Raw genomic sequence first — 26,685 nt, forward strand, 5'->3', positions numbered from 1 at the left:
TATACTTTTTTTAAAGAGGTTTTATTGTAAGTTGTTGATATTTATGTGTTTATTTGTTTTTGGCTTTTATTAAGTTGATTTAGATATCACTTTAATGCTAGTAAAATAGGGTGTTGTGTTATTCTTCTTCGACTATTGATGGACAATACCCCGTATATAGTGGAGTAGAGTACCTGTTTGCCCAACAATACTTCTTCTATTCTCCACGTATTATCCTTTTACTAAAGGGTATGATAAAATAAAGAAGAGTATCGTACATACCAATGAATATGTCTACAAGAATGAATCATTGTAACAAGGAATGAGTTCTGGAGATAAGATTTAAGAGATTATGTACGATGGGATTAGGATAGCTGTGTTATCCGTAGAAAATAAGCAGTAATACAGAACTCAATATGCTCATCGATAAAGGAGATAAGTCCTGCTTACCGCTTGGTTAAAAATTTGTGTGATGAAGATGTATTGTCTGTGCGATTACGAATTATGATATCTTACTAAAAGCATCTTCACACTGTAAGACCATAGTATCTATAATAGGCATCTTTATATCAAGAGAGTTAAATACTAAGGGCAATTCTGTACAGCCTAGAATCACTCCTTCTACAGAGGAATAATCTTCTATTAATGTCGTAAAGAATAAACACATCTCTTCTGTGATGGTTCCTGTAGCGAGTATAGTTTGGTATTGACCTATTTGAGCTATTTCTTCATTGTTAGGAATGATTACTTCTATACCTGCTTGCTGTAAAGGAGATTTAAAATAATCATCTTCCATCGTGAAGGGTGTACCTAGTAGAAGTACTGTCTTCATATTATGTTTTAGAATGTGATTTTTGGTCAGTTCTATACTGTGTGAGATCGGAATATTAGTTAAGATTTCCTGTTTGATTTCATCGTAAGCTTTGTGTAAGGTATTATTTGCTATCAAGAAACAATCTGGTTGTAGCGATAGTAGGATTTCGATTTCGTGTTTTAAGATGTTAGGTACTTCATCCCATTGGTTAGCATATCTAGTCTTTATATTGTGATAATCTATGCTGTATAAAATAATAGGACAAGAGTGATATCCGCCCCATTTTTCATTGGCCATTTTGTTTAATAGCGTGTAATATAACGCTGTAGAAGGGTATGCTGTACCTCCTAATATTCCTATTCGTTTCATTGAGTTTGTTTTTTAGTTTTATGAAATGACCTTGTCTAAAAAGGACAGTCAAATATAGGTATAAGTAAGGTTTTATCTTTGCGCAAATAGTATAAAATACCCATATTAATTCATTAATTTTGTTGTTTAGAGGAGGAGGAGATGTTGGGAGAGGATTACTTCTATCATAAAAAAGGTTTTATATGTTTGACTTTAGATTAAAGGTGTTTTATACAGTAGCAAAGAGAGGGAGCTTCACAAAGGCTTCTAAGGAATTGTTGATTTCTCAGCCTGCTGTGACTAAGCATATCCAAGAGATAGAGTCTAACTATCAGACCAAACTTTTCGTACGTGATGGGATGAAGATACACCTAACAGAAGCAGGAGAATTACTCTATACCTATGCAGAAGAAATATTCTCTATCTATCGCAATCTTGAGTTCGATATACATGCACTGAATGCTAAGATGGACGGAAGCCTAAGAGTAGGAGCGAGTACTACTATATCACAGTATGTATTGCCTCCTCTATTAGCAGAATTTAGAAAAAAGGTAAATAACCTTCACTTGGATGTAGTATCAGATAATACGAATGCTATCGAGAATCTTCTGCTGAACAAAACAATAGATGTAGGTCTGGTAGAAGGGTATTCTAAAAATCCTCAAATAAAGTATATCGACTTTATAAAAGACGAAATCGTCTTGGTGTGTAGTAGCAATAATGAATTAGCAAAAAGAGGAAGTATTAAACCTCAAGAGCTTAAGGAATTGTCTTTTTTATTAAGAGAAACGGGGTCAGGAACGCTAGATGTGGTGGATACTACACTTAAAGAAATCGGTATAACTTTAAGTGATTTGACTAATGAGATGAACTTCTCTAGTACAGAGAGTATTAAGATGTATTTAATGCACTCAGATAGCGTTGCATTTTTATCTGTACATGCTATTCTAAAAGAGTTGAGGTATAACGAGTTGAGCATTGTAGATATAGAAGGATTAGACATTAGTAGAACATTCTCTCTAATACAGCGTCAAGGCCAAGAAAGTGCTTTAGTAGAGCTGTTCATTCGCTTTGTACAGAACCATAACTTAAAGTTATAGGTTATAACAATTATGTATTTTCTTTTCCTTACTGTATAGAGGAAATTTGTATCTGTAAATAATGATACAAATGACAACAGAAAATAATACTCGTGAGACAATAGGTAAAGTACTTCTAGTAGGGTTAGCTTTACTTAGTTTATTTCCATTTATTTCATCCGCAACAGCATTAGTGATAGGAATAGTATATGCACAGCTATTTGAGAATCCGTATGCAAAACAAACTAAGAAAGCTACTGGACTTCTCTTAAAACTAGCCGTAATAGGTTTGGGGTTTGGGATGAATGTGTATAGTGCTATATCAGCTGGTAAGGATGGTTTTATACTTACCATCTTCTCTATCTTTTTGACTTTAGCATTAGGATTCTTATTAGGTAAATTATTAAAGATAGACAAGAAAATTTCTTATTTAGTTTCTTCAGGTACTGCAATCTGTGGAGGAAGTGCTATCGCAGCTGTATCTCCAGTTATTAAAGCTGATGAGAAACAAATATCAGTAGCTTTAGGAATAGTGTTTATCTTAAACTCAGTGGCTTTAATTATATTTCCTCCTATAGGACATGCTTTAGGCTTGAGTCAAGTAGATTTCGGTCTGTGGTCTGCTATCGCGATACACGATACCAGTTCGGTAGTAGGAGCTGCGGCTAAGTATGGTGACCAAGCATTAGAAGTAGCTACTACTGTAAAACTAGCTCGTGCGCTGTGGGTGATACCTGTAGCATTCTTATCTATGGTATTCTTTAAAAATAAAGGAGGTAAAGTGAAGTTGCCTTATTTTATCGGGTTATTCGTATTAGCAATGCTAGCGAACTCTTATATCCCAGCTGTACAAAGCATAGGACCTTATATCGTAGAAGCTTCTAAAGCAGCACTTACATTAACATTATTCTTAATAGGTACATCGTTATCCTATCGCACTGTGAAATCTGTTGGTTTTAAACCTCTATTAGAAGGAGTAGGACTGTGGATATTCATCTCTGTGACTTCACTGCTATACATTATGTATGTGAATTAGGTAGAGTAGAACATAGAATTAAAAAAAGGCTTTCACATCAGTGAAAGCCTTTTTGGTTTTTATTATACTTGAATAACTCCTAAGTTAAACGGTTTTTCGATAGGAGCGTGGTTTGCAGCTTCAATACCCATAGAGATCCACTTACGCGTATCTAATGGATCAATGATAGCATCTGTCCATAGACGAGCTGCTGCGTAATAAGGCGAAACTTGGTTATCGTATTTCGCTTTAATTTTATTGAATAATTCTTCTTCTTGTTCTTTAGTTAGTTCTTCCCCTTTTGCTTTAAGAGACGAAGCTTCTATTTGTAGTAATACTTTAGCTGCCTGAGCACCACCCATTACAGCAAGCTCAGCACTAGGCCATGCAAAGATAAGACGTGGATCATAGGCTTTACCACACATCGCATAGTTACCTGCTCCATACGAGTTTCCTACTACTACAGTGAATTTAGGCACTACAGAGTTAGACACAGCATTAACCATCTTCGCACCATCCTTAATAATACCACCGTGCTCAGACTTAGATCCTACCATAAAACCTGTTACATCTTGTAAGAATACTAATGGTATTTTCTTTTGATTACAGTTAGCGATAAAACGAGTAGCTTTATCCGCAGAGTCAGAGTATATCACTCCTCCGAATTGCATTTCGCCTTTTTTAGTCTTTACTACTTTACGTTGGTTCGCTACGATACCTACAGCCCATCCATCGATACGAGCATATCCTGTGATGATTGATTGTCCATACCCTTCTTTGTACTCTTCGAATTCTGAGTTATCTACTAGACGTTTGATAATCTCCATCATGTCGTACTGTTCATTACGAGCTTTTGGTAAGATACCGTAGATGTCTTCTTGAGCTAAAGCAGGTTTGACAGCTTTGATACGATTGTACCCCGCTTTGTCAAAGTCCCCTATTTTATCAATGATATTTTTGATTGTGTCAAGGGCATCTTTGTCATCTTTAGCTTTATAATCCGTTACACCTGATATCTCACAGTGCGTAGTTGCTCCCCCTAATGTTTCGTTGTCAATGCTCTCACCGATAGCTGCTTTTACTAAATAACTACCTGCTAAGAAGATACTACCTGTCTTGTCTACGATAAGTGCTTCATCACTCATAATAGGAAGATAAGCACCACCAGCTACACAGCTACCCATTACAGCCGCTATCTGTGTAATACCCATGCTACTCATGACAGCATTGTTTCTGAATATACGTCCGAAGTGTTCTTTATCAGGGAAGATTTCGTCCTGTAGTGGTAGATAAACACCTGCACTATCTACTAAGTAGATGATAGGAAGTTTATTTTCTATTGCTATTTCTTGAGCTCTTAGATTCTTTTTTCCTGTGATCGGGAACCACGCACCTGCCTTTACAGTAGCGTCATTTGCTACTACGATACATTGTTTTCCTTTTACATAACCTATCTTAACAACTACACCACCAGAAGGACACCCTCCATGCTCTTCATACATACCATCTCCTGCGAAGGCACCGATCTCTATACTATTAGCTTTGTCGTCTAATAGGTAGTCGATACGTTCGCGTGCAGTCATTTTGCCTTGTTCGTGTAGTTTAGCTATTCTTTTTTCGCCACCACCTTGTTTTACTTTTACTAATTTTCTTTTTAAATCAGAAAGCAAAAGCTTATTGTGGTCTTCGTTTTTATTGAAGTTTATATCCATAGTTTGTTGGGTTGATTCACTGTTGTCTGTGGTTTAGTACAGGTTATATTTAGAGAGTAAATAGTGTACTAATCCTTGATCGTTTTCGCTAAAATACAAAATATACTAGAATTTTGGCTACCCAAAAATAAGGAGATGAAGTTTTTAAAGTCCTGTATATTTTCTTTTGTTCATATTATTAGCATTTATAGTGAAAGTTGTTGAAGTAAAAAGAGGCATAAGTTTAGGAGTATAGTTAGAAAACGTGTATAATTTATCGATTTATAAAAGTGTGGTAAAGTATATTCATTACTAACTCATGACGATAGTATGAAGGATATAAAACACTGTGATAACAAAGGTTAGATACTTAGGATATAATCATATTGCCTTTTAAAATTAAATACTAGAAATGGTGAATATTAAAATAAAGTAGAAGAAATACTTGATAAATTGTAATTAATAGGTATGATTGTTGTTACCAAATATGAATATGAGCTAGAAAGAGTATTTTTATTACATAACATTAAATTAATATTGGGAAATAGGTTTATATTTGTAATTCAATCAGTTATGTTTTTAATATAAAGTAGGAGTATTAATAAAGTCGTAAAAATTAACGTTAAGGAAACATTGAGCTAACTTAAAAGAGTTACTTTTGCGCCCGATTATTATCATTTATAAGATGTCATTAAACAATATTTTTCAGTTTTTAGTGCCAAAGGATAAAGTGTTTTATCCATTATTTGAAAAGGCAGCAGGTAAGATTAAGAAACTATCAGAAACTTTAAATGAGGCAGTAAATGCTCCAGCAAAAGAGAGAGAGAAGTTATTAAAAGATGTAGAAGTATTAAAACAAGAAATTGAGGCTATCGCACAAACTACGCGTATGGAGCTTGGAAAAAACTTCATCACACCTTTTGACCGTGAGGATATCCACAATTTGATTACTGCTGTAGATGATATTGCAGACAATTTATCAGATGCTGCATCTCGTATGAGACTGTATCAAATAGATAAAGTAACTAAACCTTTGCGCAAATTAACTGAGGCAAATTTAGAGGCTTGTAGTGAAGTAGCAAAAGGGCTTTTAATCTTAAAAGACAATAAGAACTTTGCGACCTTGTCAGAGATTAGTAAGAATATTTCTCGTTTAGAGCGCAAAGCAGATAAAGTATTCGATAAAGCAGTTGCTGATATTTTTGAGAACGAAAGTAATGCAATCGAAATTATTAAATATAAAGAGGTAATGTCTGCATTAGAGACTGCTACGGATAGCTGTAGAGATGTAGCTAATGTACTAGAGACGATCACAGTAAAATACGCTTAATTAATCAGAAACATTATTTATGGATTTTTTCTTAGGAATGTTTACTAATCAAGCTGGTATTATGCTGATGATTATCATCGTATTGGCATTAGGCTTTGATTATATTAACGGTTTTCACGATGCGGCGAACTCTATTGCTACTATTGTGACAACAAAGGTGTTGACACCATTCCAAGCCGTATTATGGGCAGCTGCATTTAACTTTGCTGCTTATTTTATCTCTCTCTATATCATCGGGGAATTTAAAATTGGTAATACGATAGCGAAGTCAGTGAATGAGAACTTTATTAGTTTAGAAGTTATATTTGCTGGATTAGTAGCCGCTATTATTTGGAATTTATTGACTTGGAAGTTAGGTATTCCTTCTTCTTCTTCACATACTTTAATTGGAGGATTTATCGGTGCAGCAGTAGCTCATGCAGGTGGTTTTGCTCCTGGAGGAGAGGATGTTATTGTGTATTCAAAAGTGATTCCAATCTTCTTATTTATCTTCGGAGCTCCATTTTTAGGTATGATATTAGCTTATTTTATAACTGTAGCTATTATGTGGATTTGTAGAAATGGAAACTCTCATAAATGTGATACATGGTTTAAGCGTTTACAGTTAGTATCTTCAGCATTGTTTTCTTTAGGACATGGTGGTAACGATGCTCAGAAAGTAATGGGTATTATCGGTGCGGCTGTTATCTTCTATCATGTTAATATTGATATGGATGAAGCATATTTAATAGATGGAGTAGATACATTTAAAGTATTCGTAGAACATTGGTGGTGGGTTCCATTAGCCTCATTCATATTCATTGGATTAGGTACTTTATCAGGTGGATGGAAGATCGTGAAAACGATGGGATCTAAAATTACTAAAGTAACTCCATTAGAGGGTGTTGCGGCTGAGACTGCAGGTGCTGTTGCGTTATATGTGACTGAGCATTTAGGTATTCCAGTATCGACTACACATACGATCACAGGTTCTATCATCGGGGTAGGAGTTACTAAACGTATCTCTGCTGTTAGATGGGGAGTGACTATTAATCTATTATGGGCTTGGGTATTGACTATACCTGTATCGGCTATTATAGCAATGGTAGTTTATTATTTGATCACATTCTTTATGTAAGCGTATAGTTTAAAAGATATATAGAGTGGTACAGCGATGTGCCACTTTTTTTATTGGGTGATACAGTCTGCTTTAATAGAATAAAAAAAGGAGCTAATAGCTCCTTTTTTTATTCTTCATCTTTTTGTCCCATCATCATTAAATACGCTTTTAAGAAGTTATCAATCTCTCCATTCATTACAGAATCTACATCAGTAGTTTCGAATTGTGTACGGACATCTTTGACTAGTTTATACGGATGCATTACGTAATTACGTATTTGCGATCCCCATTCTATTTTCTTCTTATTCGCTTCTATTTCATCACGCATTGCTTGTTTCTTCTTCAGCTCTATTTCGTATAATTGAGACTTTAAAAGTTGCATAGCCTTGGTCTTATTATCTAATTGGGAACGCGTTTCAGAGTTTTCAATAATAATACCAGTAGGGTGGTGACGTAATCGTACCGCTGTCTCTACTTTATTAACGTTCTGTCCACCTGCCCCACTAGATCGCATAGTCTCCCAAGAGATATCTGAAGGGCTAATTTCGATTTCGATAGTATCATCTGCTAGCGGATAAACATAAACAGATACGAATGAGGTATGACGTTTAGCATTACTGTCAAATGGTGAGATACGTACTAAACGGTGAACTCCGTTTTCGCCTTTTAAGTATCCGAAGGCAAACTCTCCATCGAACTCTAAGGTTACTGTTTTTACACCAGCAACTTCTCCTTCTTGGTAGTTTAACTCTTTTACATTAACGCCATTCTTCTCTCCCCACATGATGTACATACGCATCAGCATAGCTGCCCAATCGCAACTCTCTGTACCTCCTGCACCTGCTGTAATCTGTAGTACAGCACTCATATTATCTCCTTCGTCAGAAAGCATGTTCTTAAACTCTAGTTCTTCTATGATCTGAAGAGTTTTTTTATACTGTTCTACTACTTCTTCTTCTGTGTATTCACCCTCTGCATAGAATTCTAAAAGGATCTTTAATTCTTCTAAATTAGACATAGCAGATTCATAGCCCTCAACCCATTTCTTTTTGGATTTAAGCGCTTTAACGATAATTTCTGCTTCCTTAGGATTATTCCAAAAGTCAGGAGCAAAAGTTTTTTCTTCCTCGTTTGTTATTTCGATAAGCTTCTTATCGATGTCAAAGATACCTCCTTAACGCACCAAGGCGATCAATAATATCCTTCTGTTGTTCTGTGGTTACCATAATTTTTAATACTTTTATAGCACAAAAATACTTATTCCTATCAATTTATGGAAATTAATTTAATCAGTGATACAATCACTAAGCCTACACCTGAAATGTTGAATTACATGATGAAAGCAAGGGTAGGAGATGATGTTTACAAGCAAGATGGAAGTACTAATGAATTAGAAATTGCTGTAGCTGAGTTGTTTGGGATGGAAGCAGCCCTTTTTTTTCCTTCAGGAACAATGGCAAATCAAGTGGCGATAAAGTTACATACACAACCTGGTGATCACTTAATTTGTGATAAAAGTTCACATATAAGTATGTTCGAAGGAGGAGGAATAGCGGTACACAGTGGTGTGAGTTGCGCCTTAATAGATGGAGATAGAGGACGTATTACAGCAGAACAAGTCTTAGAAAACTATAATGACCCAAATAATATTCACTTACCAATAACTAAATTAGTGTGTATAGAAAATACAACTAATCTTGGCGGAGGAGCATGTTATGAGTTAAGTGAGATAGAGCGCATTCGAGAGGTGTGTAATGAAAAAGGATTAAAGATGCACTTAGATGGAGCGAGATTGTGGAATGCATTGGTAGCTAAATCACAACATCCAAGTCAGTTCGGTGCTATGTTTAATACGATATCAGTATGTTTTTCTAAGGGCTTAGGTGCTCCTGTAGGTTCTGTTTTGTTAGGATCGAAAGAAGATATTAAGAAAGCTATTCGCCTTAGAAAATTAATGGGAGGAGGAATGCGTCAAATAGGTTATTTAACTTCAGCTGCTTTATTCGCTTTAAAAAATAATGTAGGCCGCCTGCAAAGAGATCATTTTAGAGCGAAGCAAATAGAGATGGTTTTAAATAAGAAAATATGGGTTAAGGAGGTTTTGCCTGTTCAAACTAATATCGTCGTTTTTAGACTGCAAGAAATAGCTCAAAACAGAGTCTTTATAGATAAGTTGAAACAAAAGAATATATCTATCAGTGATATGGGAGGTGGATGGCTTCGTATGGTGACACACTTAGACTACCGTGAAGTAATGCATGAGTATGTAATAGAAGCTCTAACTAAGCTAGAATTGTAGAGGGTGAATTAAGATAGTGTAAATCGTTTATTTAGTAATATTTATGTTTTTAGATCAAGTAAATTGATTTACCTTTGTTTAGAATTAAATTAAATAATGGAAAAATTAAAACAACGTTGGGGAATTACATCAAATTGGCAAATGGGTGTAATTTTATTAGTTTTTGCAATTACAGGTTCAACTGCAGCTTATATATCAAAACCTATTTTAACTAGTATAGGATTAGATCGAGCTACAACTAACCCGTTTATATATTGGGTTCTGTATATTGTGTTAATTCTACCTGTTTATAAAGTTATTTTGATTTGTGTGGGTACTATATTTGGACAGCATCGTTTTTTTTGGAATTTCGTGATGAAAATGCTGAGAAGAATGGGGTTTGGTTCTCTTGTACCAAAAGATAAGTAAGAAGTTTACCAATTATTATATTTATAAAAAAGCTGAAAGTGTTTTTGATACTTTCAGCTTTTTTTGTTCTATTTAATTCTTGTGAATGATAAAGATACAAGGTCTTTTGTGTAAGTCTTCTTTTGTGTTTTTCCATTGAGCGGCTGGTTTAGTCTGGATAAACTCAGTCTCTAATGTGATATCGCAAGCCACACAGATAAGGGTGTTGGGATTTAATATCTGAACCATATCTTGTAACAGTTGATTGTTTCTATATGGAGTTTCTATAAATAATTGCGATTGGTTTTTCTCTTGAGAAGTCCTTTCTAAAGCTTTAAGAGCACTCTTTTTATCACTTTTATCTATTGGTAGATATCCGTTGAAAGCAAAGCTCTGCCCGTTCATTCCAGAAGCCATAACGGATAGTAGGATAGAAGAGGGGCCCACTAACGGAGTTACTTTAATATTTCTTTTATGAGCTAGATCTACGATAACTGCACCAGGATCAGCGACACCAGGACAACCTGCTTCACTCATTACTCCAATGCTTTTTCCTTCTAATAAAGGTTTGATGTATTCTTTGTGTTCACTTATTTCAGTGTGTTTGTTTAAAGGAAATAGAATAAGCTCTGATTGTTTTTTTTCAGGGCAGATGCTTTTAATAAAACGCCTTGCTGTTTTTTCATTTTCAACAATGAATATGTCAAGCATTTCGATAGCGCGTTTCACGGTTTGTGGTAAAACGTCCATAGGATTTGTAGTGTCTCCTAAAGTGATAGGGATTAGGTATAGTGTACCTGTAGGTATATTATTTGTCATTTGTCAAATTTCTCTCAAATAGGGTACAAAGGTAAAGATAAAGTATAGTACAAAAAAGAAAAGGAAGAAAATGACTTTCTTCCTTTTGCTTACATATATCTAAGATTTTAAATCTTTGGCTATTACATTACAAACTTCATCTAAAAGATGAAAGACATGTTCGAAACCATCATCTCCTCCAAAATATGGATCAGGTACTTCTAGGTTTTGACCAGGGGTGTTTTCATTAAGAATTAACTTTACTTTATTTTTAGCTTCTTGATTAGGTGCTAATTTAATTACATTTTCGTAATTAGATTTATCCATCACATAGATGCGATCAAAGTTAGTAAAGTCACTTACTTTAAACTGTCTTGCTCGCTGTGTAGTTAAATCAATATTGTATTTTTTAGCAACAGCTATTGATCGTTTGTCTGGTTGACTACCTATGTGCCAATCTCCAGTACCAGCTGAATCAACAAAAAAACTTTCTGTAGAAAGCTTTGATTGTAATATCCCTTCTGCTAAAGGCGAACGGCAAATATTGCCTAAACAAACCATCAATACTTTTGTCATTACATACTGAATTTAATATTTATATCATCGTGGAATTTTTTAAATTCCTTATCCGTTTCTAATAAATTATCCACAGTTTTGCAAGCGTGTAATACTGTAGCGTGATCTCTATCTCCTATCTGTGAACCGATAGAAGCTAAAGAAGCTTTAGTATATTTTTTAGCAAAGAACATAGCTAGTTGTCTAGCTTGTACAATGTTTCTTTTTCTTGTCTTAGAACGTAATGTTTCTGTGTCCATTTGGAAATAATCAGAAACAATTTTTTGAATATAATCGATAGAGATTTCTCTCTTCACACTCTTCACAAATTTCTCAACAACTTGTCTTGCTAAGTCAATTGTTACTTCACGTTTATTAAATGAAGATTGAGCGATTAATGAAATGATAGCTCCTTCTAGTTCTCTAATATTAGAGTTTACATTTTTAGCTACATATTCGATTATCTCTTTTGGCATATCTACTCCATCGCGGAATAATATTCCCTCAACAATTTTTACTCTTGTTTCAAAATCTGGGTGTGATATCTCAGCGGATAATCCCCATTTAAAACGAGATAAAAGACGTTGTTCAATATCTTGGATATCGACTGGTGCTTTATCAGAAGTAAGAATTACTTGTTTGCCATTTTGGTGTAAATGGTTGAAAATGTGGAAAAACACATCCTGTGTTCCTGATTTACCTGATAAGAATTGAATATCATCGACAATAAGTACATCTATTAATTGATAGAAATAGATAAAGTCATTACGTGTATTCTTACGTACAGAGTCAATATACTGTTGAGTAAAGACTTCAGCAGAAATATACAATACAGTTTTTTCTGGATAAAGATCTTTAATTTCAACACCAATAGCATGTGCTAAGTGAGTTTTTCCTAATCCAACTCCTCCAAAGATAAGAAGAGGGTTAAATGAAGTACCACCTGGTTTATTCGCTACCGCCATACCAGCAGAACGTGCCAATCTATTTGAATCACCTTCCAAGAAATTATCAAAAGAATAATTTGAATTTAACTGAGATTCGATTTTTACGTTTCTGATTCCAGGAATTACAAAAGGATTTTTTAATTCTGGGTTTTTGTTCTGAATAGGTACATCTAACTCTTGAGGCTTTACTGGGCCTCTCTGTGTACTAGGTAATTGTTCTGTATAAGGTTGTTTGTTTCCAGAAGGAGTTTCCATCTGAATCTTATACAATAACTTTGCTTCAGCTCCTAACTGTTTTGTTAGGGCTACTTTTAGGATTTTTACATAGTGTTCTTCCAACCACTCGTAAAAAAACTTACTAGGCACCTGAATATAAAGAGCATTCTCTGTAAGCTCAATAGCCTTAATAGGCATGAACCATGTCTTGAATGCTTGTTCTTGGATGTTATCCTTTATGAATTCAAGACAATTATTCCATACAGATTCTGCTGTCTTAATTGTATTATCGTGCATTTTAGGTTAGAATTATAAAAACAGTTACTACTTTTGAGGGATTTTCAAGGGGAGAAAATGACCTCTTATTTCAGTGGCAAATATGTGAACAATTTTTGGGATAAAAAAACCTTTTTGTCATTGCAAAGTATAAAATAATTTGTTAAGTATAAGAAAAAAAATAACTCACAAGTTTATTAGAAAGAATATGAAATATTTTGATTACAAGGTTCGTGTACGTTACGCGGAGACAGATAAAATGGGTGTTGTATATCATGGAAACTATGCGCAATACTTTGAAATAGGGAGAGTTGAGTGGTTGAGAAACTTAGGGATATCGTATAAGAAAATGGAGGAACTAGGTGTTATGTTACCTGTGGTGTCTCTGACGATGAATTATAAGAAATCTGCTTTTTATGATGATGATTTAACTATACGCACTATTTTTAAAAAGCTTAGTTCTGTGAAGATAGAATTTGATTATGAACTATATAATGAAAAAGGTGATTTATTGACAACAGGTAATTCTATTTTAGTGTTTGTCAATATGGAAACAGGAAGACCAATGGCTGCTCCAGATTATGTTGTTAATAAAATTAATACGATACAAGAATAGTGTTGATTATTTAGTAGTTTAAAACAGATTAAACTATCTCTTTTTTTCTTTTTATATGCTTTAAAAGGCAAAAAGATAAAATTAGGTACAGTAATACTTAAAACAAATATTTATATTTACACAAAAGATTATAAATTATGAAACCAGTATATTGGCTGATGAGCCTAGGTACACTTTTATCAATAGGAACATATGCACAAGAATCAAAGTTATTAGATGGTCGTGTACGTCTATATGATGGGAATGTAGTGCCTGTTACTATTGAGAATAAGAGAAGTAAGGAAATGACTAAAGCTGATGGGCGAGGGTATTTTATCATGGATGCAGCAGTAGGGGATACTATTCGTTTTTCTGATAAGAAGTTAGCTTCTGTTAATTATATTATTGGCAAAGAAGATTTGAATGCTAGTAGATTTAATGTACTAATGACTAAAAAAGGGCAGTCCTTAGATGAGATTATCATTGTTCGCAAAGATTTTGGTGATGACTTCTTTGAAGGTGTTCCTAATAAGAATCTAACAGCTGCAGAGAAAAGATATAAAAAGAACAATACTGTTTTTTCTTCAACATCGAACTATGGAATGGGAATTAGCTTAGATGCCCTGGTTAATATGTTATCTGGTCAAAAGAAGAAAGATAAACAGGCTATTCTTTATGAAAAATTAGATATTAAAGTACAGCAGTTTTTAGAGGATTACACTAGAGAAGAATTATTAGAGGATTTTAAAATACCTCAAGAGCGTTTGGAGGCATTTCTTTATTATGTAGTTGCACAACCAAGTTTTGAAAAAATAAAGGTAGAGCGAACAGAAGGTTTTAAACTTTATTTAGCTCAAGAATATATTGACTTTTTAGGGTTTATGGAGTTAGAAGAATAATGTTTTTATTGTAGTATAAAAACTTATTATTATAAATAAAAACTGAGTGATAGTGCGCTATTATTCAGTTTTTTTATTGGTTTTAAGTATAAAGTTAGAGATATCAAATAAAACATTTTTGCTATAAGCTTTACGCCCTTGAAAGACAAATAACCATTTTTTCCATTGGGGCCATTGTGAATCTAGTTGATAATTAAAAGCTTTAGAATTAAGTAAATTATGTGTGCTTTTGGGGTACACTTTGAGTTTGGTATCCTTGTTATTTCTCAATGCAGTGTTTTGTCTATACAGGTCAGCATTGCTTTCAGCATCTACGGTTAGATCTTCACTTCCCCATAAAGCTAGTAATGGTCCTTGCATATTTTGTAGATCAATTGATGAATCTGCCTTGAAATTTCTTGCTATAAATGATAATCTATCAATATCAATTTCAGAACTTTTGATTAGACACTTATTAAAGTCAGAATATAGTTGTTGATCTGCATTAATAGTAGAATCTACCTTATGTTTTATATTTTCATATTCAAGACCTTCGAGCTCTAGTTTTTTCTGGTTAAAATAATTACTTTGATCTTCCCAATTAACTGCACCACCTATAATAACAGAAAAAGCGGGATTGTTCATAATTGCTGCTTTAGGAATAACCCAACCACCTTGTGAAAAACCTAAATAACCTATTCTATCAGAAGAGATTCCCTTCTCATTAACTAAATAATCAAAGGCGTCTTTTGCTTCTATAGCTCTATCTGTAATAGATTGGTGAAGCCAGTTTCCTTTACTTTTATCAACTCCTTTTTTATCCCAAGTAAACACAGCAATACCTTGGTCAACTAGATGATGAATTAGTGGCAAATAAGTGGAATTAGAAGTTTTATTCTGTGGACCATCTCCGTGAATAAATATTGCAACAGGAGCAGTTTTGAAAAACTCTTTTTTAGGAAGATATAAAGTTGCAGACAATTCTTCTCCTTGTGAAATAAAGACTACTTTCTTTTGTTGAATCGTTGTATCATCAAAATCTTGACTTCCTAAAAAGAAAAAATAAAGAAAAATAATGAGAAAGGTAGTGAAGATTGTCGCAAGTATTTTCCAACGCATAGTTATATTTTTAATCAAAAATAAGCTCATACGTAGATAAAAAAGCAATATATTTGACTCAACAGTGTTTTTTTAGCGCTGAAACTACAAAAAGGAGAACGAGCTAGTTGTAGCTAATATAGATTATGGAGAGAATATCAAGAATAAAGCTAGTAAGCCTCATCTGTTTCTTCGAGAACTTTTACTTCATAAAATGGGACAAAAGCAGCAAGAGCTTGTTCATATTCATTTTTGCGTATAGAGAGTTCTATTTCACAACTCATTTCCATCTTTTGATTTAGAATGTTTAAATCTTTTTCTTTGATGATACGCATGACATTATTCATGTCTTTGTATTCAAAGCGAACTTTAAACTTCTTGTCAATTGTTTTCTCTATAATATCTGCTTCTTCCATGGCCATCTGAGCTGCCGCACGATAGGCAGTGATAAGTCCGCCTACGCCCAGTTTGATTCCACCGAAATAACGCACCACTACGATTAAAATATCTGTGACCTCATACGATTGTATTTGACCATAAATAGGAGCGCCAGCAGTATTACTAGGTTCTCCATCATCATTAGCACGATAGTATACCTGCTCTGCCCCAAGCTGAAAAGCATAGCACCAGTGACGCGCATTATAATGCTCTTTCTTGATGCGATCGATAATTTCTTTTACTTCTTCTTCTCGTTGAATAGGAAAAGCATAGCCAAAAAACTTACTATTCTTTTCTTTATACAATACTTCTTCTGTCGGTTTACTTATTGTCTTATATGAATCTAATGTTTCTGCCATTATTTGCGATATACTATTCTTAATTCGTTGTCTAAAATACGATGTTTTACTACTTTATCAAATCTTGAAAGGTGAGGAGCTGGGATACCTTCAATTATTGGTGTATCTCCAATAAAGATTCTTGCCTCATCCCATAACCCTACATCAATAAAATGCTGAAGTGTATGCGAGCCTCCTTCTACAACCACAGACATGATCTGATGTCTGTATAAAATATCGAGAATCTGAGGTACTAGAGGTTGATCAAAATCAGCATATTCATAGGTAAGATTACTACTAGAGTGAGTGTCTTTATTAGCTGTGATACAAATCGTTTTAGTACTATTATCTTTAATGCTAAAGGAGTTGTCTATTTTGCCAACTCTATCTATGAATACACGGATAGGACTTTTGCCGTACCAATCTCTTGTAGTAAGAGAAGGATTGTCACTAAGTACTGTCTGTGTACCTACTAAGAAAGCCATTTCTTCACTTCTCCATTGATGTACTAATTGTTTCGAATAGGCATTCGATATCCAGAAAGGTCTATTAGTAGTTCTTTGTATAGGAGCAATAAAGTGATCTATAGATTCAGCCCATTTTAGGATAATATAAGGGCGTCTTTGATTGTGAAATGTAAAAAAGCGCTTGTTACTATCTTGGCATTCTTTTTCTAACACCCCTACTATTACTTCTATTCCTGCATCACGCATTTTTTGAATACCTCTCCCGCATACTTTTGCAAAGGGATCTACAGTACCGATAACCACCTTAGGTATCTTTTTTTCGATCACCAAGTCACAGCATGGAGGAGTCTTACCGAAGTGACTACACGGTTCTAGACTGACGTATAAAGTACTTTCTTTAAGGAGCTCTTGATTCTGAACAGATGCTATTGCATTAGGCTCAGCATGAGGACCTCCATAAGGAGATGTGAAGCCTTCTCCGATAATTCGATTGTTGTGTATGACCACGGCTCCTACAGAAGGATTAGGCATAGCAGCATAAGTTCCTTGTAGTGCTAACTGAATACAGCGAGAAATATATAATTCGTGTCTTTCCAAAATTGATAATAATGTATCTTTGAACAAAATTAAACTAAAACATTTGTTTTTAAAGAATACTATGCAGATAAAGTACTACCAATCCTGTTTTAAAGAGAGTTTAACTCCTATTTATGATGCTGTGGAAGCGGAGCAATTATTTTTGATTGCTTTAGAAGAAATAGAGGGGAAGACTAGAATTGATCTAGTTATGAATCCAACAATGCAGACAGATAAGGTAGCAGTATGGGAATCTGTATTAGAAGAATTAAAACAAGAAAAGCCAATTCAATATATCTTTGGACAAGCCTATTTTTACGGATTGACCTTTAAGGTAAATGAATTTACTCTTATTCCGAGAGCAGAGACAGAAGAATTAGTAGAATGGATAATAAATAGCGTCAATTCATCTAAACCTGTTAGAATATTAGACATCGGAACAGGGAGTGGCTGTATAGGGATAACACTAGCAAATGAATTACCTCTTGCTAGAGTTACTTTAATGGATGTTTCTGATAAGGCTTTAGAAGTAGCAAAACAGAATGCAGTAAGTAATGGAGTGGCTGTAGAAACGGTTTTACAAGATGTATTACAACTTGAAAAGTTGAAGGGTAAGTATGATATTATAGTGTCTAATCCTCCTTATGTACGCAACTTAGAAAAAGTTGAAATAAAAAAGAATGTATTAGATTATGAGCCTCATCTAGCTCTATTCGTAGAAGATAATGATCCTCTGATATTCTATAGAAAAATAGCTCATCTAGCCAATAACGACTTACAAACAGGAGGTATGTTATTCTATGAGATTAACCAATACTTAGGAGAGGAAACTAAAACATTGTTTGAATCACTTGATTTCACAGCTGTAGAGTTAAGAAAAGATATGGTAGGGAATGATAGAATGATTAAAGCTATTAAACTATAAGTGAGTAAAGGAGTACTATTATAAATACTAAATATTTTCTTGCTGTATATAGCCGAATAATTGCTGTATTTATGGAGTATTGTACGCAATTCTGATGAGATTATAACTAAGCAATAATAAGATTCTGTAGAGCATGATATATGAATGAGTAAAGGCTATCGATATGATAGCCTTTATTTGTTATAACTAGATTAATGAGCGTGTCCACCGCCTCCTTCGTTTTTGATCAAGTGACTTTGGATATAATAAGCACCAGATAACACTATTTGACTGTCTTTAGGAATATCTTGTAAGATTGCTATTTGTGAATATCCTAATTCTGATACTCCTGTTTTTACTTCTATTCTTTGGAAGTGATATGACATACCACTCTCTTCTTTATGAGCTTCTTCTAAGATGAAAATAAACTCACGTCCATCTGCTTTTACAATCGCGTCATTAGGCAGAGCATCTACTGTTTTTTCTCCGATGTGTACTAATGCATTTACATAGAGGCCAGGTATAAGAGTCTCAGGTACATTGTCTATATTAGCATGTACAATTACGGTTTTAGTACCAGGTTCAAAAGATTTATTGATACTAAAGATAGTAGCTGTAACTTCAGATTTATTGATGTTAGTAAAATTAAAAGAGACCTTTTGTCCTATTTTGATAAAAGGCATATCTTTTTCATACACCAGTAGATCTAAGTGAATTCTTGAGTTATCTACAATAGTAAATAACGATTGTCCTGCCATAATATTAGTTCCTATTTTTACAGGAATAGTGGCAATGTTTCCAGATATAGGAGAGACTATTCTCAGTGACTTAGAGATAGATCCAGGAGTTGTATTCACTAAACTTAGTCTATTGCTTAAAGATTGGTATCTCGCGCGTTCTATATTTAAGTCTGATTTAGTCTTCTGATATGTCTTTTCAGAGTTGACATTCTCTGCTCTTAAAGTTTGCTGACGTTTATACTCTAGCTCTAAATATTCTAATGTGTTTTTAGAAACGAGGTATTCCTCTTGTAGCTGGATATACTCAGGACTATCTATTGTTGCTATAGTCTGTCCCTTTTTTACATAGTCTCCTAGATTTACATTGATACTTGTGATTGTACCACTTAAAAAAGAAGATACATCAGCCTGACTTTGCGCAGGAAGCTCAGTATTACCATTTACGCGAATGACATCACTTAAGTTTTTTTGCTGTATTTGTCCTAGTTGAATGTTAGAAGCAGTGTATTGAGCTTGGTTAAGCTCTACCTCTTTATTAGCAGACTCTTCTTTCTCTTCTTTTTTTGTAGTGCTCTCTGTTTTTTCGTTTTCGTGATCATGACCAGAATGATCTTCTTCAGCATTCTTACAACTAAAGAATAGAATACTTGTAGCTATTGATAAAAATATAATCGACTTTTTCATTTCTCTGATATTATTGGTTTACTAAATAATGTAGGGTATTGTGACTTAGGTTATACTGTAGAATAGCATCTAAGTAATTCATCTGAATCGCTAGTGCTGTTTCTACAGACTGAATGTATTCTACATAAGAGATATCCCCATTATTATAAGATTTCTTAGCGTGATCTTTGATAAGAGCAGCGTTCTTTAAAGCATTTTCTTGATAGTAATCGATTACTTTCTCTTGTGCTTTGATAATGTCAAATTGTTGTTGGACATTTTCTTCTAATTGTTTGTGTAGGTATTCTTTTTGCAATGTAGCTTGTTGTATTTCATACTTCATCGCTTTTACCTTAGCATTTTGACTACCAAAGAAGATAGGTATAGAAATTCCAACTGTATAACTCGGTACACGCAATTCTTTCCCATAAGTGACAGGTAGTCCATTACTTCCTGTAACCGTTCCTGAATCAGATTTTATATTATAACCTAATGAGAAATCAGGTAAGAAGTTTGCCTTCTCTAGTTTTCTATTTGCTTCTATTGTTTCTATCTCTTTTTCTGCTAGTTGAATAGTATTGTTTAAACTCAAATCAAAGTCAACGTCCGCTTCGTGTTTGTCATATACAATATCAGTGTTCATAGGAATGAAATCTTCCTCTAAGTTTAATAGAGCTTTAAGTTTAGAAGTCTCGTTGTCTATCCCTGTTTTATTTTGTGTAATCAGCACTCTTAACTCTTGTTCTTTAGCAGCAGCTACATTACTTTCCATCAGTGTTGTTTCTCCTGTTTCATAGCGAAGCTTAGCTGATTTAGAAAAATCCTTTAATAAGTCTGCTTGTTCTTTGAGTAATACTTCTTTTGAAAGAGCATATAATAAGTTTTCCCAAGCTTGTCTTACTGCATACTCCGTCACATTAACAGCCCCTTGCTGTTGGATAATCGCTGTCTCGTAAGCCTTGTTTAGAACAGACTTTTTCTTTCCATAGGTGAATGGAGAGAAAGATTGAGAAATAGACAAGGTAATGTCCTTTTTCTCTTTAGTATCTAAATACCCAAAACCTGTTGAGATATCTGTTTTAGCTAGATCAAAGTACGTTCCTATCATTTGCTTTTGAGCAATTGTATTATACTCTGCTGCTTTTATTCCTTTATTATTGGCTACGCTTAGTTCTAAAGCTTCTTGTAATGTAAGCTTCTTGACTTCTTGTGCTTGTGTACCTATCCCTATTAGTAATAATAGAGTAGAAGCTACTATAGCTTTATTTTTTTTGCCTATTCCCAATCCTTTTTCTTCATAGTAATAGATAATAGGCAAGACGATTAACGTTAAGATAGTTGCAGATATTAACCCTCCGATAACTACTGTAGCTAGAGGTTTTTGTACTTCTGCTCCAGCACTAGTACTCAGTGCCATTGGTAAGAAACCTAGAGAGGCTACAGCTGCTGTAAGTAACACAGGGCGTAGACGTATTTTAGTTCCTTCTATAATTCTTTCATATAAATCCATACCTTCTTTTTTAAGTGAGTTAAACTGACCGATTAGTACGATACCATTTAATACAGCGACTCCGAAAAGTGCGATAAATCCAACTCCTGCTGAGATACTAAATGGCATATCTCTAAGCCATAATGCAGCTACTCCACCAATAGCAGAAAGAGGAATAGCAGTAAAGATCATTAAGGACTGTTTTACTGATTTAAAAGTAAAGTATAGCAACACAAATATTAATGCTAAAGCTACAGGTACAGCTACCATTAATCGGTTTGTTGCTTCCACTAAGTTTTCAAATTGCCCTCCATAAGTGATAAAGTATCCATCAGGCATATCTAGTTTTTTATCTAAGATAGCTTGAATGTCATTCACCACACTTTTTACATCTCGTTCGCGGACATTAAATCCTAATACAATACGTCTTTTACCATCTTCTCTACTGATCTGCTGAGGACCGTCTTCATAGTCGATATTAGCGATTTGTCCTAATGGAATTTGTTGCCCATTCGCTAATGGGATAAACATATTTCTTAGGTTTTCAATATCTTGTCTAGAATTGCTTTCTAAGCGTACGACTAGGTCAAATCTCTTTTCTCCTTCATAAACTACACCTGCAGTTTCTCCAGCAAATCCAGCTCTTACGACTTGACTGATTTCAGATATGGTAAGTCCATATAACGCAAGTTTATCTTGATTATACTTAATCGATATCTGTGGCAATCCGCTTACTCTTTCTAGCTTAGTACTAGCTACGCCAGGTACACCAGAGATTAGACCACTTATTTCATCTCCTATACTCGCTAGGCGATCTAGATCGTCTCCAAACACTTTAATCGCTACATCACTTCTTACTCCGGTCATTAGTTCGTTAAAACGCATTTGGATAGGTTGAGAGAACTCTGTCGTTACTCCCGGTATTTCTTCTAGCGCCTCTTCCATTAGAGAAATAAGTTCTTCTTTGGTTTTAGCTGAGGTCCATTCTTTTTTCTCTTTTAAGATAATGATCATATCGGCAGCTTCCATAGGCATTGGGTCTGTAGGAATCTCAGCACTCCCTATTTTTGAAATCACCATTTTTACTTCAGGGAAGCGCTCCATTAGAATCTGTTCTGCCTTAGTCGTAGTCTCTATTTCTTGAGATAATGAACTACCAGATGAAATGATAATATGTGTAGCTAAATCTCCTTCGTCTAGAGTAGGAATAAACTCTCCTCCCATACGACCGAAGACAAATAAAGCAATGGCAAATAATCCAAATGCAATAGCTAGAACAATTCTTTTTATTTTAAAAGCACCTTCTAATAGAGGTTTATACCAACTGTATAGTTTGTCTATAATCTTATCACTAAAGTTCGGTTTTTCTTTTCCTGCTTTCTTTGATAAGAATAACGAAGAGGCCATAGGTACATAAGTAAGCGATAAGATAAATGCTCCTAGAATAGCAAATGACACAGTCATGGCCATAGGGCCAAACATTTTTCCTTCAATACCTGTTAGTGCTAAAATAGGTAAGTACACAATCAAGATAATAATTTCACCGAATGAAGCACTTGTTCTTATTTTAGAAGAAGCAGTATAGACCTCATTATTCATTTCCTCTTGTGAGAGTGTTCTATTTTTTCCAGCATGAAGTCGATGTACGATGGCTTCTACAATAATAACTGCACCATCGACAATTAACCCAAAGTCAATCGCTCCTAAACTCATTAAGTTACCACTTACACCGAATAACTTCATCATAGAGATAGCAAATAATAAAGCCAAAGGAATAACAGAAGCTACGATTAGCCCTGCTCTCCAGTTTCCTAAAAGCAATACTAGTACAAATACGACAATCAGAGCTCCTTCGATAAGGTTTGTTTGTATTGTGCTAACTGTTTTATCTATTAATTTAGTTCTATCTATAAAAGGTTCTATTGCTACCCCTTCAGGTAGTGTTTTTTCTATTTGAGTGATTCTTTCTTTTACCGCTTTGACCACTTCTTGTGTATTGGCATCTTTGAGCATCATCACCATACCACTCACATCTTCACCTTTTCCGTCTTTAGTCACAGCTCCATATCGAATACTGCTTCCGATGCGTACTTCTGCAACATCGCGGATAAGTACAGGAGTACCATTGTTATTTTTAACTACGATTCGTTCGATGTCTTCTATGCTTTTCACCATACCTACACTTCGGATGAAGTAAGCATAAGGTTTTTTGTCTATGTAAGCACCTCCGGTATTCTCGTTATTGGCTTCAAGTGCGTTAAATATTTCAAGAATAGAGGTATTCATGCTATTTAGCAAGTCTGGTTTTACCGCTATTTCGTATTGTTTTAATTGACCTCCTAGAGTATTTACTTCAGCTACACCTTTTACACCTACCAGTTGTGGTTTGATAATCCAGTCTTGTATAGTACGCAGATCCATACTATTATAGTTGTTTTCATAGCCTTCTTTAGGATATACCACATATTGATATATTTCACCTAGTCCTGTACTCACAGGAGCTAGTTCTGGTGTTCCTACTCCTTTAGGAATTACTTCTTCAGCTGTTTTTAATTTTTCAGATATTTGATTACGAGCCCAGTATATATCTGTGTCTTCTGTAAATACTACAGTGATCACACTTAGTCCAAACCTACTGATAGAGCGAAGTTCTGTTATATTAGGAATAGGCTTTACAGCCTGCTCGATAGGATAGGTGATGAATTGTTCCACTTCTTGTGTTGCTAGTGTAGGAGAACTAGTGATAATTTGAACTTGATTATTGGTTATATCAGGTTGAGTATCCATAGGCAAATTCATCACAGAATAAGTGCCAAGAGTGATTAACCCTAAAACAAATAGTCCCACGATAAACTTGTTACGGATACTAAAATGTATGATTTTATCTAACATGATAGTATTAGTATTAAATGTAAATAAGTGTGTTTGACTTCTATTAACGAAAGGTTAGAGAAGTTAAGTCTATGAAGTAATTATGCCACTATCTTAGGTGGTTGCCAGATAGGGTATTCCATCTTAATCACAGAATCTTTGTGATTAATAGGATCTTTGTGATTGTCTTTTGATGGTAGAAGCTCTATTACATCTGTCACCTCTGCAAGGGTTAAAGACACTGCACAGCAAGAACAGCTACACAGAGGCGAACATGCATCGTGATCTATGTCTAGATCAGTTTGTGCAACTGAAGTTAAATGAATAGACTCCGTATTCTGAGACATAGGTACAGCAGCATAACTATCCGCACATGGATAGAAACTTATCGCTAAGAATATTAGCGATAGGAATAAGTTTAATATGCTTTTGAACTGTTTCATAAGACAAATATAGTAGAAAGAGATGAAATGATAAAACATAAGCTATGTCTTTGCAACAGTGTTGCATAGCTTAATGTGGTAGTGGTAGATTAGTAAGACTATTTTTTTATAGTACAACAGCCTTTGTTTTATAAGAATGGCTTGTGTTATTCAGACTTATATTTGTTATATTTTCTTCAGTATTAGGTTTTTAACATAAGTTTTTAAGTGTTTCATTTTCAATTAAGTAAATTAGTATGAACTTAAAAAAATATAATTATGAATACACAGATAAAATCAAGTATTAAAACAATTAACCCAACTACAGGAAAAGAAGAAAAAGTATATCCTGTTATGTCATCTGAAGAAATAGATAAGATCTTAGCTAAAGCGGACAAGACCTTTCTGACATGGGGCAAAACAATGATAAAAGAAAGAGCAGCTATTATTCATAAAGTAGCGGAAACTTTCAGAGCACGTAAGGAAGAATTAGGAGCTTTAATCACTCGTGAGATGGGTAAACTACACAGTGAAGGGATAGGAGAAGTATTATTATGTGCAGACATTTTTGACTTCTATGCTACTAATGCAGAAACCTTATTAGCAGATGAAAAGATAAACACTCCACACGGAGAAGCATTTATCAGTAAAGAACCTATAGGGACTATACTTAGTGTTCAGCCATGGAACTTCCCATTCTACCAGATTACTCGTTCTGCTGCTCCTAATCTTATGGCAGGGAATACGATGGTGTTAAAACACGCTTCTAATATCCCTCAGTGTGCAGAGATTATGGAAGTGATCTTTAAAGAATGTGGTCTGCCTGATGGAGTATATACTAATTTATTTGTACCAGGAGCATCTATAGAAGCAATTATCGGTGATCCTAGAGTGAAAGCTGTAGCATTTACAGGAAGTGAGCCAGCAGGATCAAGTGTAGCTGCTGCAGCAGGTAAACATATTAAGAAAACGACACTAGAGTTAGGAGGTAGTGATGCTTTCGTCGTACTAGATGATGCAGATCTTAAGAAAGCAATTAAGGGCGCTGTAGAAGGTCGACTATGGAATGCAGGTCAAGTATGTGTATCGCCTAAACGTCTTATAGTAGATAAGAAATTAGCGAAAGCATTTATTGAGGGAGTGACAGAACAAGTGAAAAAAGTGAAAGTAGGGGATCCTATGTCAGCTGATACTCAGTTAGCACCTCTAAGCAGTGAAAAGGCTAGAGAAGATGTATTAAAACAAGTGAAGAAAGCTGTAGAACAAGGCGCTAAGTTAGTCTATGGTGGGAATAAACTAGACAGAGAAGGATGGTTTATGGAACCAACTATTCTAACAGGTATCAAGAAAGGTATGGATGCTTATAGCGAAGAGATATTCGGCCCTGTATTTATGATTTATGAAGTAGAGAATGAGGCAGAGGCTATCGCATTAGCTAATGATACAGATTATGGATTAGGTGGTAGTGTATTCACAGAGAATAAAGAAAGAGGAGTGAAGGTCGCTCGTCAGATCGCTACCGGAATGGTGTATATCAACCATGTGACAGGTATCTCACCTGAACTACCTTTCGGTGGTACGAAGAAGTCAGGGTATGGTAGAGAACAAGCGAAATACGGTATCCATGAATTCGTCAATGAGAAATTGATCAGAGTAACTGATATAGATAAAGCTTATTAGTAGTAATAAGTACTTTTAATTGTTTAAGTGGAGGGTGTTCTTTATAGAACATCCTCTTTTTATTGGTTAATAAATTTATACCATCAAAGAACATGGTATTTTAAAAGAATATATCCTCTGCTAAATACTGTGTACAATTACTAGTGTGATGTTTCGTTTCACTCAACATGACATACTGTGTGGTTAGTTAATCCACTCACTATGTCTTTCTGAGCGTAGCGAAGAATCCCATTATATTAGTTCTGTATAATTAATTAAATTATTGTTGAACGGCGTTGATTTTGTGCATGCTACTTGAAAAAAGTATTATGTATAAAGATTATAATGAAAATAGCCCTAATGGATATCATACTTATTATGTGTATATCTTGACAAATAAGTATAGAACTACATTTTACATAGGAGTTACTAATAATCTTACACGCCGTATAGATGAGCATATCCAATCTGTTAGAACTAAAAAACAAAATTTTACAGCTAGGTATAAGCTTACAGATTTAGTCTATTTTGAAAAGTATACTTGGATATTGAATGCTATTGCTCGTGAAAAGGAATTAAAGGGATGGAAGAGAGAAAGAAAGCTAAATTTAATAAGGTCAGTTAATCCTTTGTTTACTACATTGCTTCTTTAATTTATTAGCTATATTCTTCTTAATGTTGCTAAGAATGCTATTTTGAACGCTTTTTTTGGGA

At 34.5% G+C, this 26,685-nt stretch carries 23 protein-coding genes; 11 read left to right on the forward strand and 12 right to left on the reverse strand.

The window, feature by feature from the left end; all coding sequences use genetic code 11:
• Positions 1–481 precede the first annotated feature (481 nt).
• Positions 482–1,162 (reverse strand): aspartate/glutamate racemase family protein, encoded by a 681-nt coding sequence (locus tag AABL85_RS08515; RefSeq protein WP_341309800.1) that lies wholly within the window; start codon positions 1,160–1,162, stop codon positions 482–484.
• A gap of 182 nt (positions 1,163–1,344) precedes the next feature.
• Between AABL85_RS08515 and AABL85_RS08520 the strand changes: the two genes are divergently transcribed.
• Together AABL85_RS08520 and AABL85_RS08525 are read left to right on the forward strand one after the other, a co-directional pair.
• Complete coding sequence (locus AABL85_RS08520) at positions 1,345–2,241, forward strand: LysR family transcriptional regulator (RefSeq protein ID WP_286414947.1); 897 nt, start codon at positions 1,345–1,347, stop codon at positions 2,239–2,241.
• Positions 2,242–2,311: 70 nt separating this feature from the next.
• Positions 2,312–3,256 (forward strand): YeiH family protein, encoded by a 945-nt coding sequence (locus AABL85_RS08525; RefSeq protein WP_341309801.1) that lies wholly within the window; start codon positions 2,312–2,314, stop codon positions 3,254–3,256.
• Between the two features lie 62 nt (positions 3,257–3,318).
• On the opposite strand, the gene AABL85_RS08530 is transcribed toward AABL85_RS08525, so the two are convergent.
• Positions 3,319–4,947, reverse strand: coding sequence for an acyl-CoA carboxylase subunit beta (locus AABL85_RS08530; protein ID WP_286414951.1), 1,629 nt, complete (start codon positions 4,945–4,947; stop codon positions 3,319–3,321).
• Positions 4,948–5,611: 664 nt separating this feature from the next.
• Between AABL85_RS08530 and AABL85_RS08535 the strand changes: the two genes are divergently transcribed.
• Positions 5,612–6,256 carry a DUF47 domain-containing protein gene (locus AABL85_RS08535; protein WP_286415073.1) on the forward strand — a complete coding sequence of 215 codons (645 nt, stop codon included), beginning with the start codon at positions 5,612–5,614 and terminating at the stop codon, positions 6,254–6,256.
• A 19-nt stretch (positions 6,257–6,275) separates the two neighbouring features.
• The gene (locus AABL85_RS08540) at positions 6,276–7,373 is read left to right on the forward strand and encodes an inorganic phosphate transporter (RefSeq protein WP_286414954.1); all 1,098 of its coding nucleotides are present in this window, start codon (positions 6,276–6,278) and stop codon (positions 7,371–7,373) included.
• Positions 7,374–7,482: 109 nt separating this feature from the next.
• Here the strand turns inward: AABL85_RS08540 and prfB are convergent.
• Positions 7,483–8,581, reverse strand: a protein-coding gene (gene prfB, locus AABL85_RS08545) for a peptide chain release factor 2 (RefSeq protein ID WP_341309802.1) whose coding sequence is annotated in 2 segments (ribosomal slippage) — positions 7,483–8,517 and positions 8,519–8,581 — 1,098 coding nt in all. Because the reading frame shifts where the segments join, the coding sequence is not laid out codon by codon here.
• 47 nt (positions 8,582–8,628) lie between these two features.
• Here prfB and AABL85_RS08550 point away from each other — a divergent pair.
• Both AABL85_RS08550 and AABL85_RS08555 read left to right on the forward strand, forming a co-directional pair.
• Positions 8,629–9,654 (forward strand): GntG family PLP-dependent aldolase, encoded by a 1,026-nt coding sequence (locus tag AABL85_RS08550; protein ID WP_341309803.1) that lies wholly within the window; start codon positions 8,629–8,631, stop codon positions 9,652–9,654.
• A 96-nt stretch (positions 9,655–9,750) separates the two neighbouring features.
• Positions 9,751–10,062 carry a DUF6787 family protein gene (locus tag AABL85_RS08555; protein ID WP_006258589.1) on the forward strand — a complete coding sequence of 104 codons (312 nt, stop codon included), beginning with the start codon at positions 9,751–9,753 and terminating at the stop codon, positions 10,060–10,062.
• 72 nt (positions 10,063–10,134) lie between these two features.
• Here AABL85_RS08555 and AABL85_RS08560 read toward each other — a convergent pair whose 3' ends face one another.
• The 3 genes from AABL85_RS08560 to dnaA all read right to left on the reverse strand — a co-directional run bounded on the left by AABL85_RS08560 (position 10,135) and on the right by dnaA (position 12,854).
• Positions 10,135–10,860, reverse strand: a complete 726-nt coding sequence (locus tag AABL85_RS08560; protein ID WP_341309804.1) for an SAM-dependent methyltransferase — start codon at positions 10,858–10,860, stop codon at positions 10,135–10,137.
• A 99-nt stretch (positions 10,861–10,959) separates the two neighbouring features.
• The gene (locus AABL85_RS08565) at positions 10,960–11,415 is read right to left on the reverse strand and encodes a low molecular weight protein-tyrosine-phosphatase (RefSeq protein WP_016648925.1); all 456 of its coding nucleotides are present in this window, start codon (positions 11,413–11,415) and stop codon (positions 10,960–10,962) included.
• On the reverse strand, positions 11,415–12,854 hold the full coding sequence (gene dnaA, locus AABL85_RS08570; protein WP_006258586.1) for a chromosomal replication initiator protein DnaA: 1,440 nt from the start codon (positions 12,852–12,854) through the stop codon (positions 11,415–11,417). Before dnaA ends, AABL85_RS08565 begins: the two co-directional genes overlap by 1 nt.
• A gap of 187 nt (positions 12,855–13,041) precedes the next feature.
• On the opposite strand from dnaA, the gene AABL85_RS08575 reads away from it, so the two are divergent.
• Together AABL85_RS08575 and AABL85_RS08580 are read left to right on the forward strand one after the other, a co-directional pair.
• Positions 13,042–13,449 (forward strand): acyl-CoA thioesterase, encoded by a 408-nt coding sequence (locus tag AABL85_RS08575; RefSeq protein ID WP_286414965.1) that lies wholly within the window; start codon positions 13,042–13,044, stop codon positions 13,447–13,449.
• Between the two features lie 137 nt (positions 13,450–13,586).
• A complete protein-coding gene (locus AABL85_RS08580) occupies positions 13,587–14,327 on the forward strand; it encodes a hypothetical protein (RefSeq protein WP_286414967.1) in 741 nt (246 codons plus the stop codon).
• A gap of 60 nt (positions 14,328–14,387) precedes the next feature.
• On the opposite strand, the gene AABL85_RS08585 is transcribed toward AABL85_RS08580, so the two are convergent.
• From AABL85_RS08585 to ribD, 3 genes are all read right to left on the reverse strand, one after another.
• A complete protein-coding gene (locus tag AABL85_RS08585) occupies positions 14,388–15,425 on the reverse strand; it encodes an alpha/beta hydrolase family protein (protein WP_341309805.1) in 1,038 nt (345 codons plus the stop codon).
• Positions 15,426–15,574: 149 nt separating this feature from the next.
• A complete protein-coding gene (locus tag AABL85_RS08590; RefSeq protein ID WP_341309806.1) occupies positions 15,575–16,201 on the reverse strand; it encodes a YigZ family protein in 627 nt (208 codons plus the stop codon).
• Positions 16,201–17,271, reverse strand: coding sequence for a bifunctional diaminohydroxyphosphoribosylaminopyrimidine deaminase/5-amino-6-(5-phosphoribosylamino)uracil reductase RibD (gene ribD, locus AABL85_RS08595; protein ID WP_341309807.1), 1,071 nt, complete (start codon positions 17,269–17,271; stop codon positions 16,201–16,203). Before ribD ends, AABL85_RS08590 begins: the two co-directional genes overlap by 1 nt.
• A 34-nt stretch (positions 17,272–17,305) precedes the next feature.
• On the opposite strand from ribD, the gene prmC reads away from it, so the two are divergent.
• Complete coding sequence (prmC, locus tag AABL85_RS08600) at positions 17,306–18,148, forward strand: peptide chain release factor N(5)-glutamine methyltransferase (protein WP_341309860.1); 843 nt, start codon at positions 17,306–17,308, stop codon at positions 18,146–18,148.
• A 191-nt stretch (positions 18,149–18,339) separates the two neighbouring features.
• Here prmC and AABL85_RS08605 read toward each other — a convergent pair whose 3' ends face one another.
• The 3 genes from AABL85_RS08605 to AABL85_RS08615 all read right to left on the reverse strand — a co-directional run bounded on the left by AABL85_RS08605 (position 18,340) and on the right by AABL85_RS08615 (position 24,333).
• Entirely contained in the window at positions 18,340–19,551 is a 1,212-nt protein-coding gene (locus AABL85_RS08605; RefSeq protein ID WP_341309808.1) for an efflux RND transporter periplasmic adaptor subunit, read from the reverse strand.
• Positions 19,552–19,561: 10 nt separating this feature from the next.
• Positions 19,562–23,911, reverse strand: a complete 4,350-nt coding sequence (locus tag AABL85_RS08610; protein WP_341309809.1) for a CusA/CzcA family heavy metal efflux RND transporter — start codon at positions 23,909–23,911, stop codon at positions 19,562–19,564.
• A gap of 80 nt (positions 23,912–23,991) precedes the next feature.
• Positions 23,992–24,333: a DUF6660 family protein gene (locus tag AABL85_RS08615; RefSeq protein WP_341309810.1), complete on the reverse strand. Its 342-nt coding sequence runs from the start codon at positions 24,331–24,333 to the stop codon at positions 23,992–23,994.
• Positions 24,334–24,591: 258 nt separating this feature from the next.
• Here AABL85_RS08615 and AABL85_RS08620 point away from each other — a divergent pair, with 258 nt between their 5' ends.
• Entirely contained in the window at positions 24,592–25,992 is a 1,401-nt protein-coding gene (locus AABL85_RS08620; protein WP_341309811.1) for an NAD-dependent succinate-semialdehyde dehydrogenase, read from the forward strand.
• A gap of 308 nt (positions 25,993–26,300) precedes the next feature.
• Positions 26,301–26,624, forward strand: coding sequence for a GIY-YIG nuclease family protein (locus AABL85_RS08625; RefSeq protein ID WP_286414983.1), 324 nt, complete (start codon positions 26,301–26,303; stop codon positions 26,622–26,624).
• The last annotated feature ends 61 nt before the right edge of the window (positions 26,625–26,685 follow it).

It is taken from the genome of Myroides odoratimimus, assembly GCF_038039805.1.
Lineage (GTDB): Bacteria > Bacteroidota > Bacteroidia > Flavobacteriales > Flavobacteriaceae > Flavobacterium > Flavobacterium odoratimimum_B.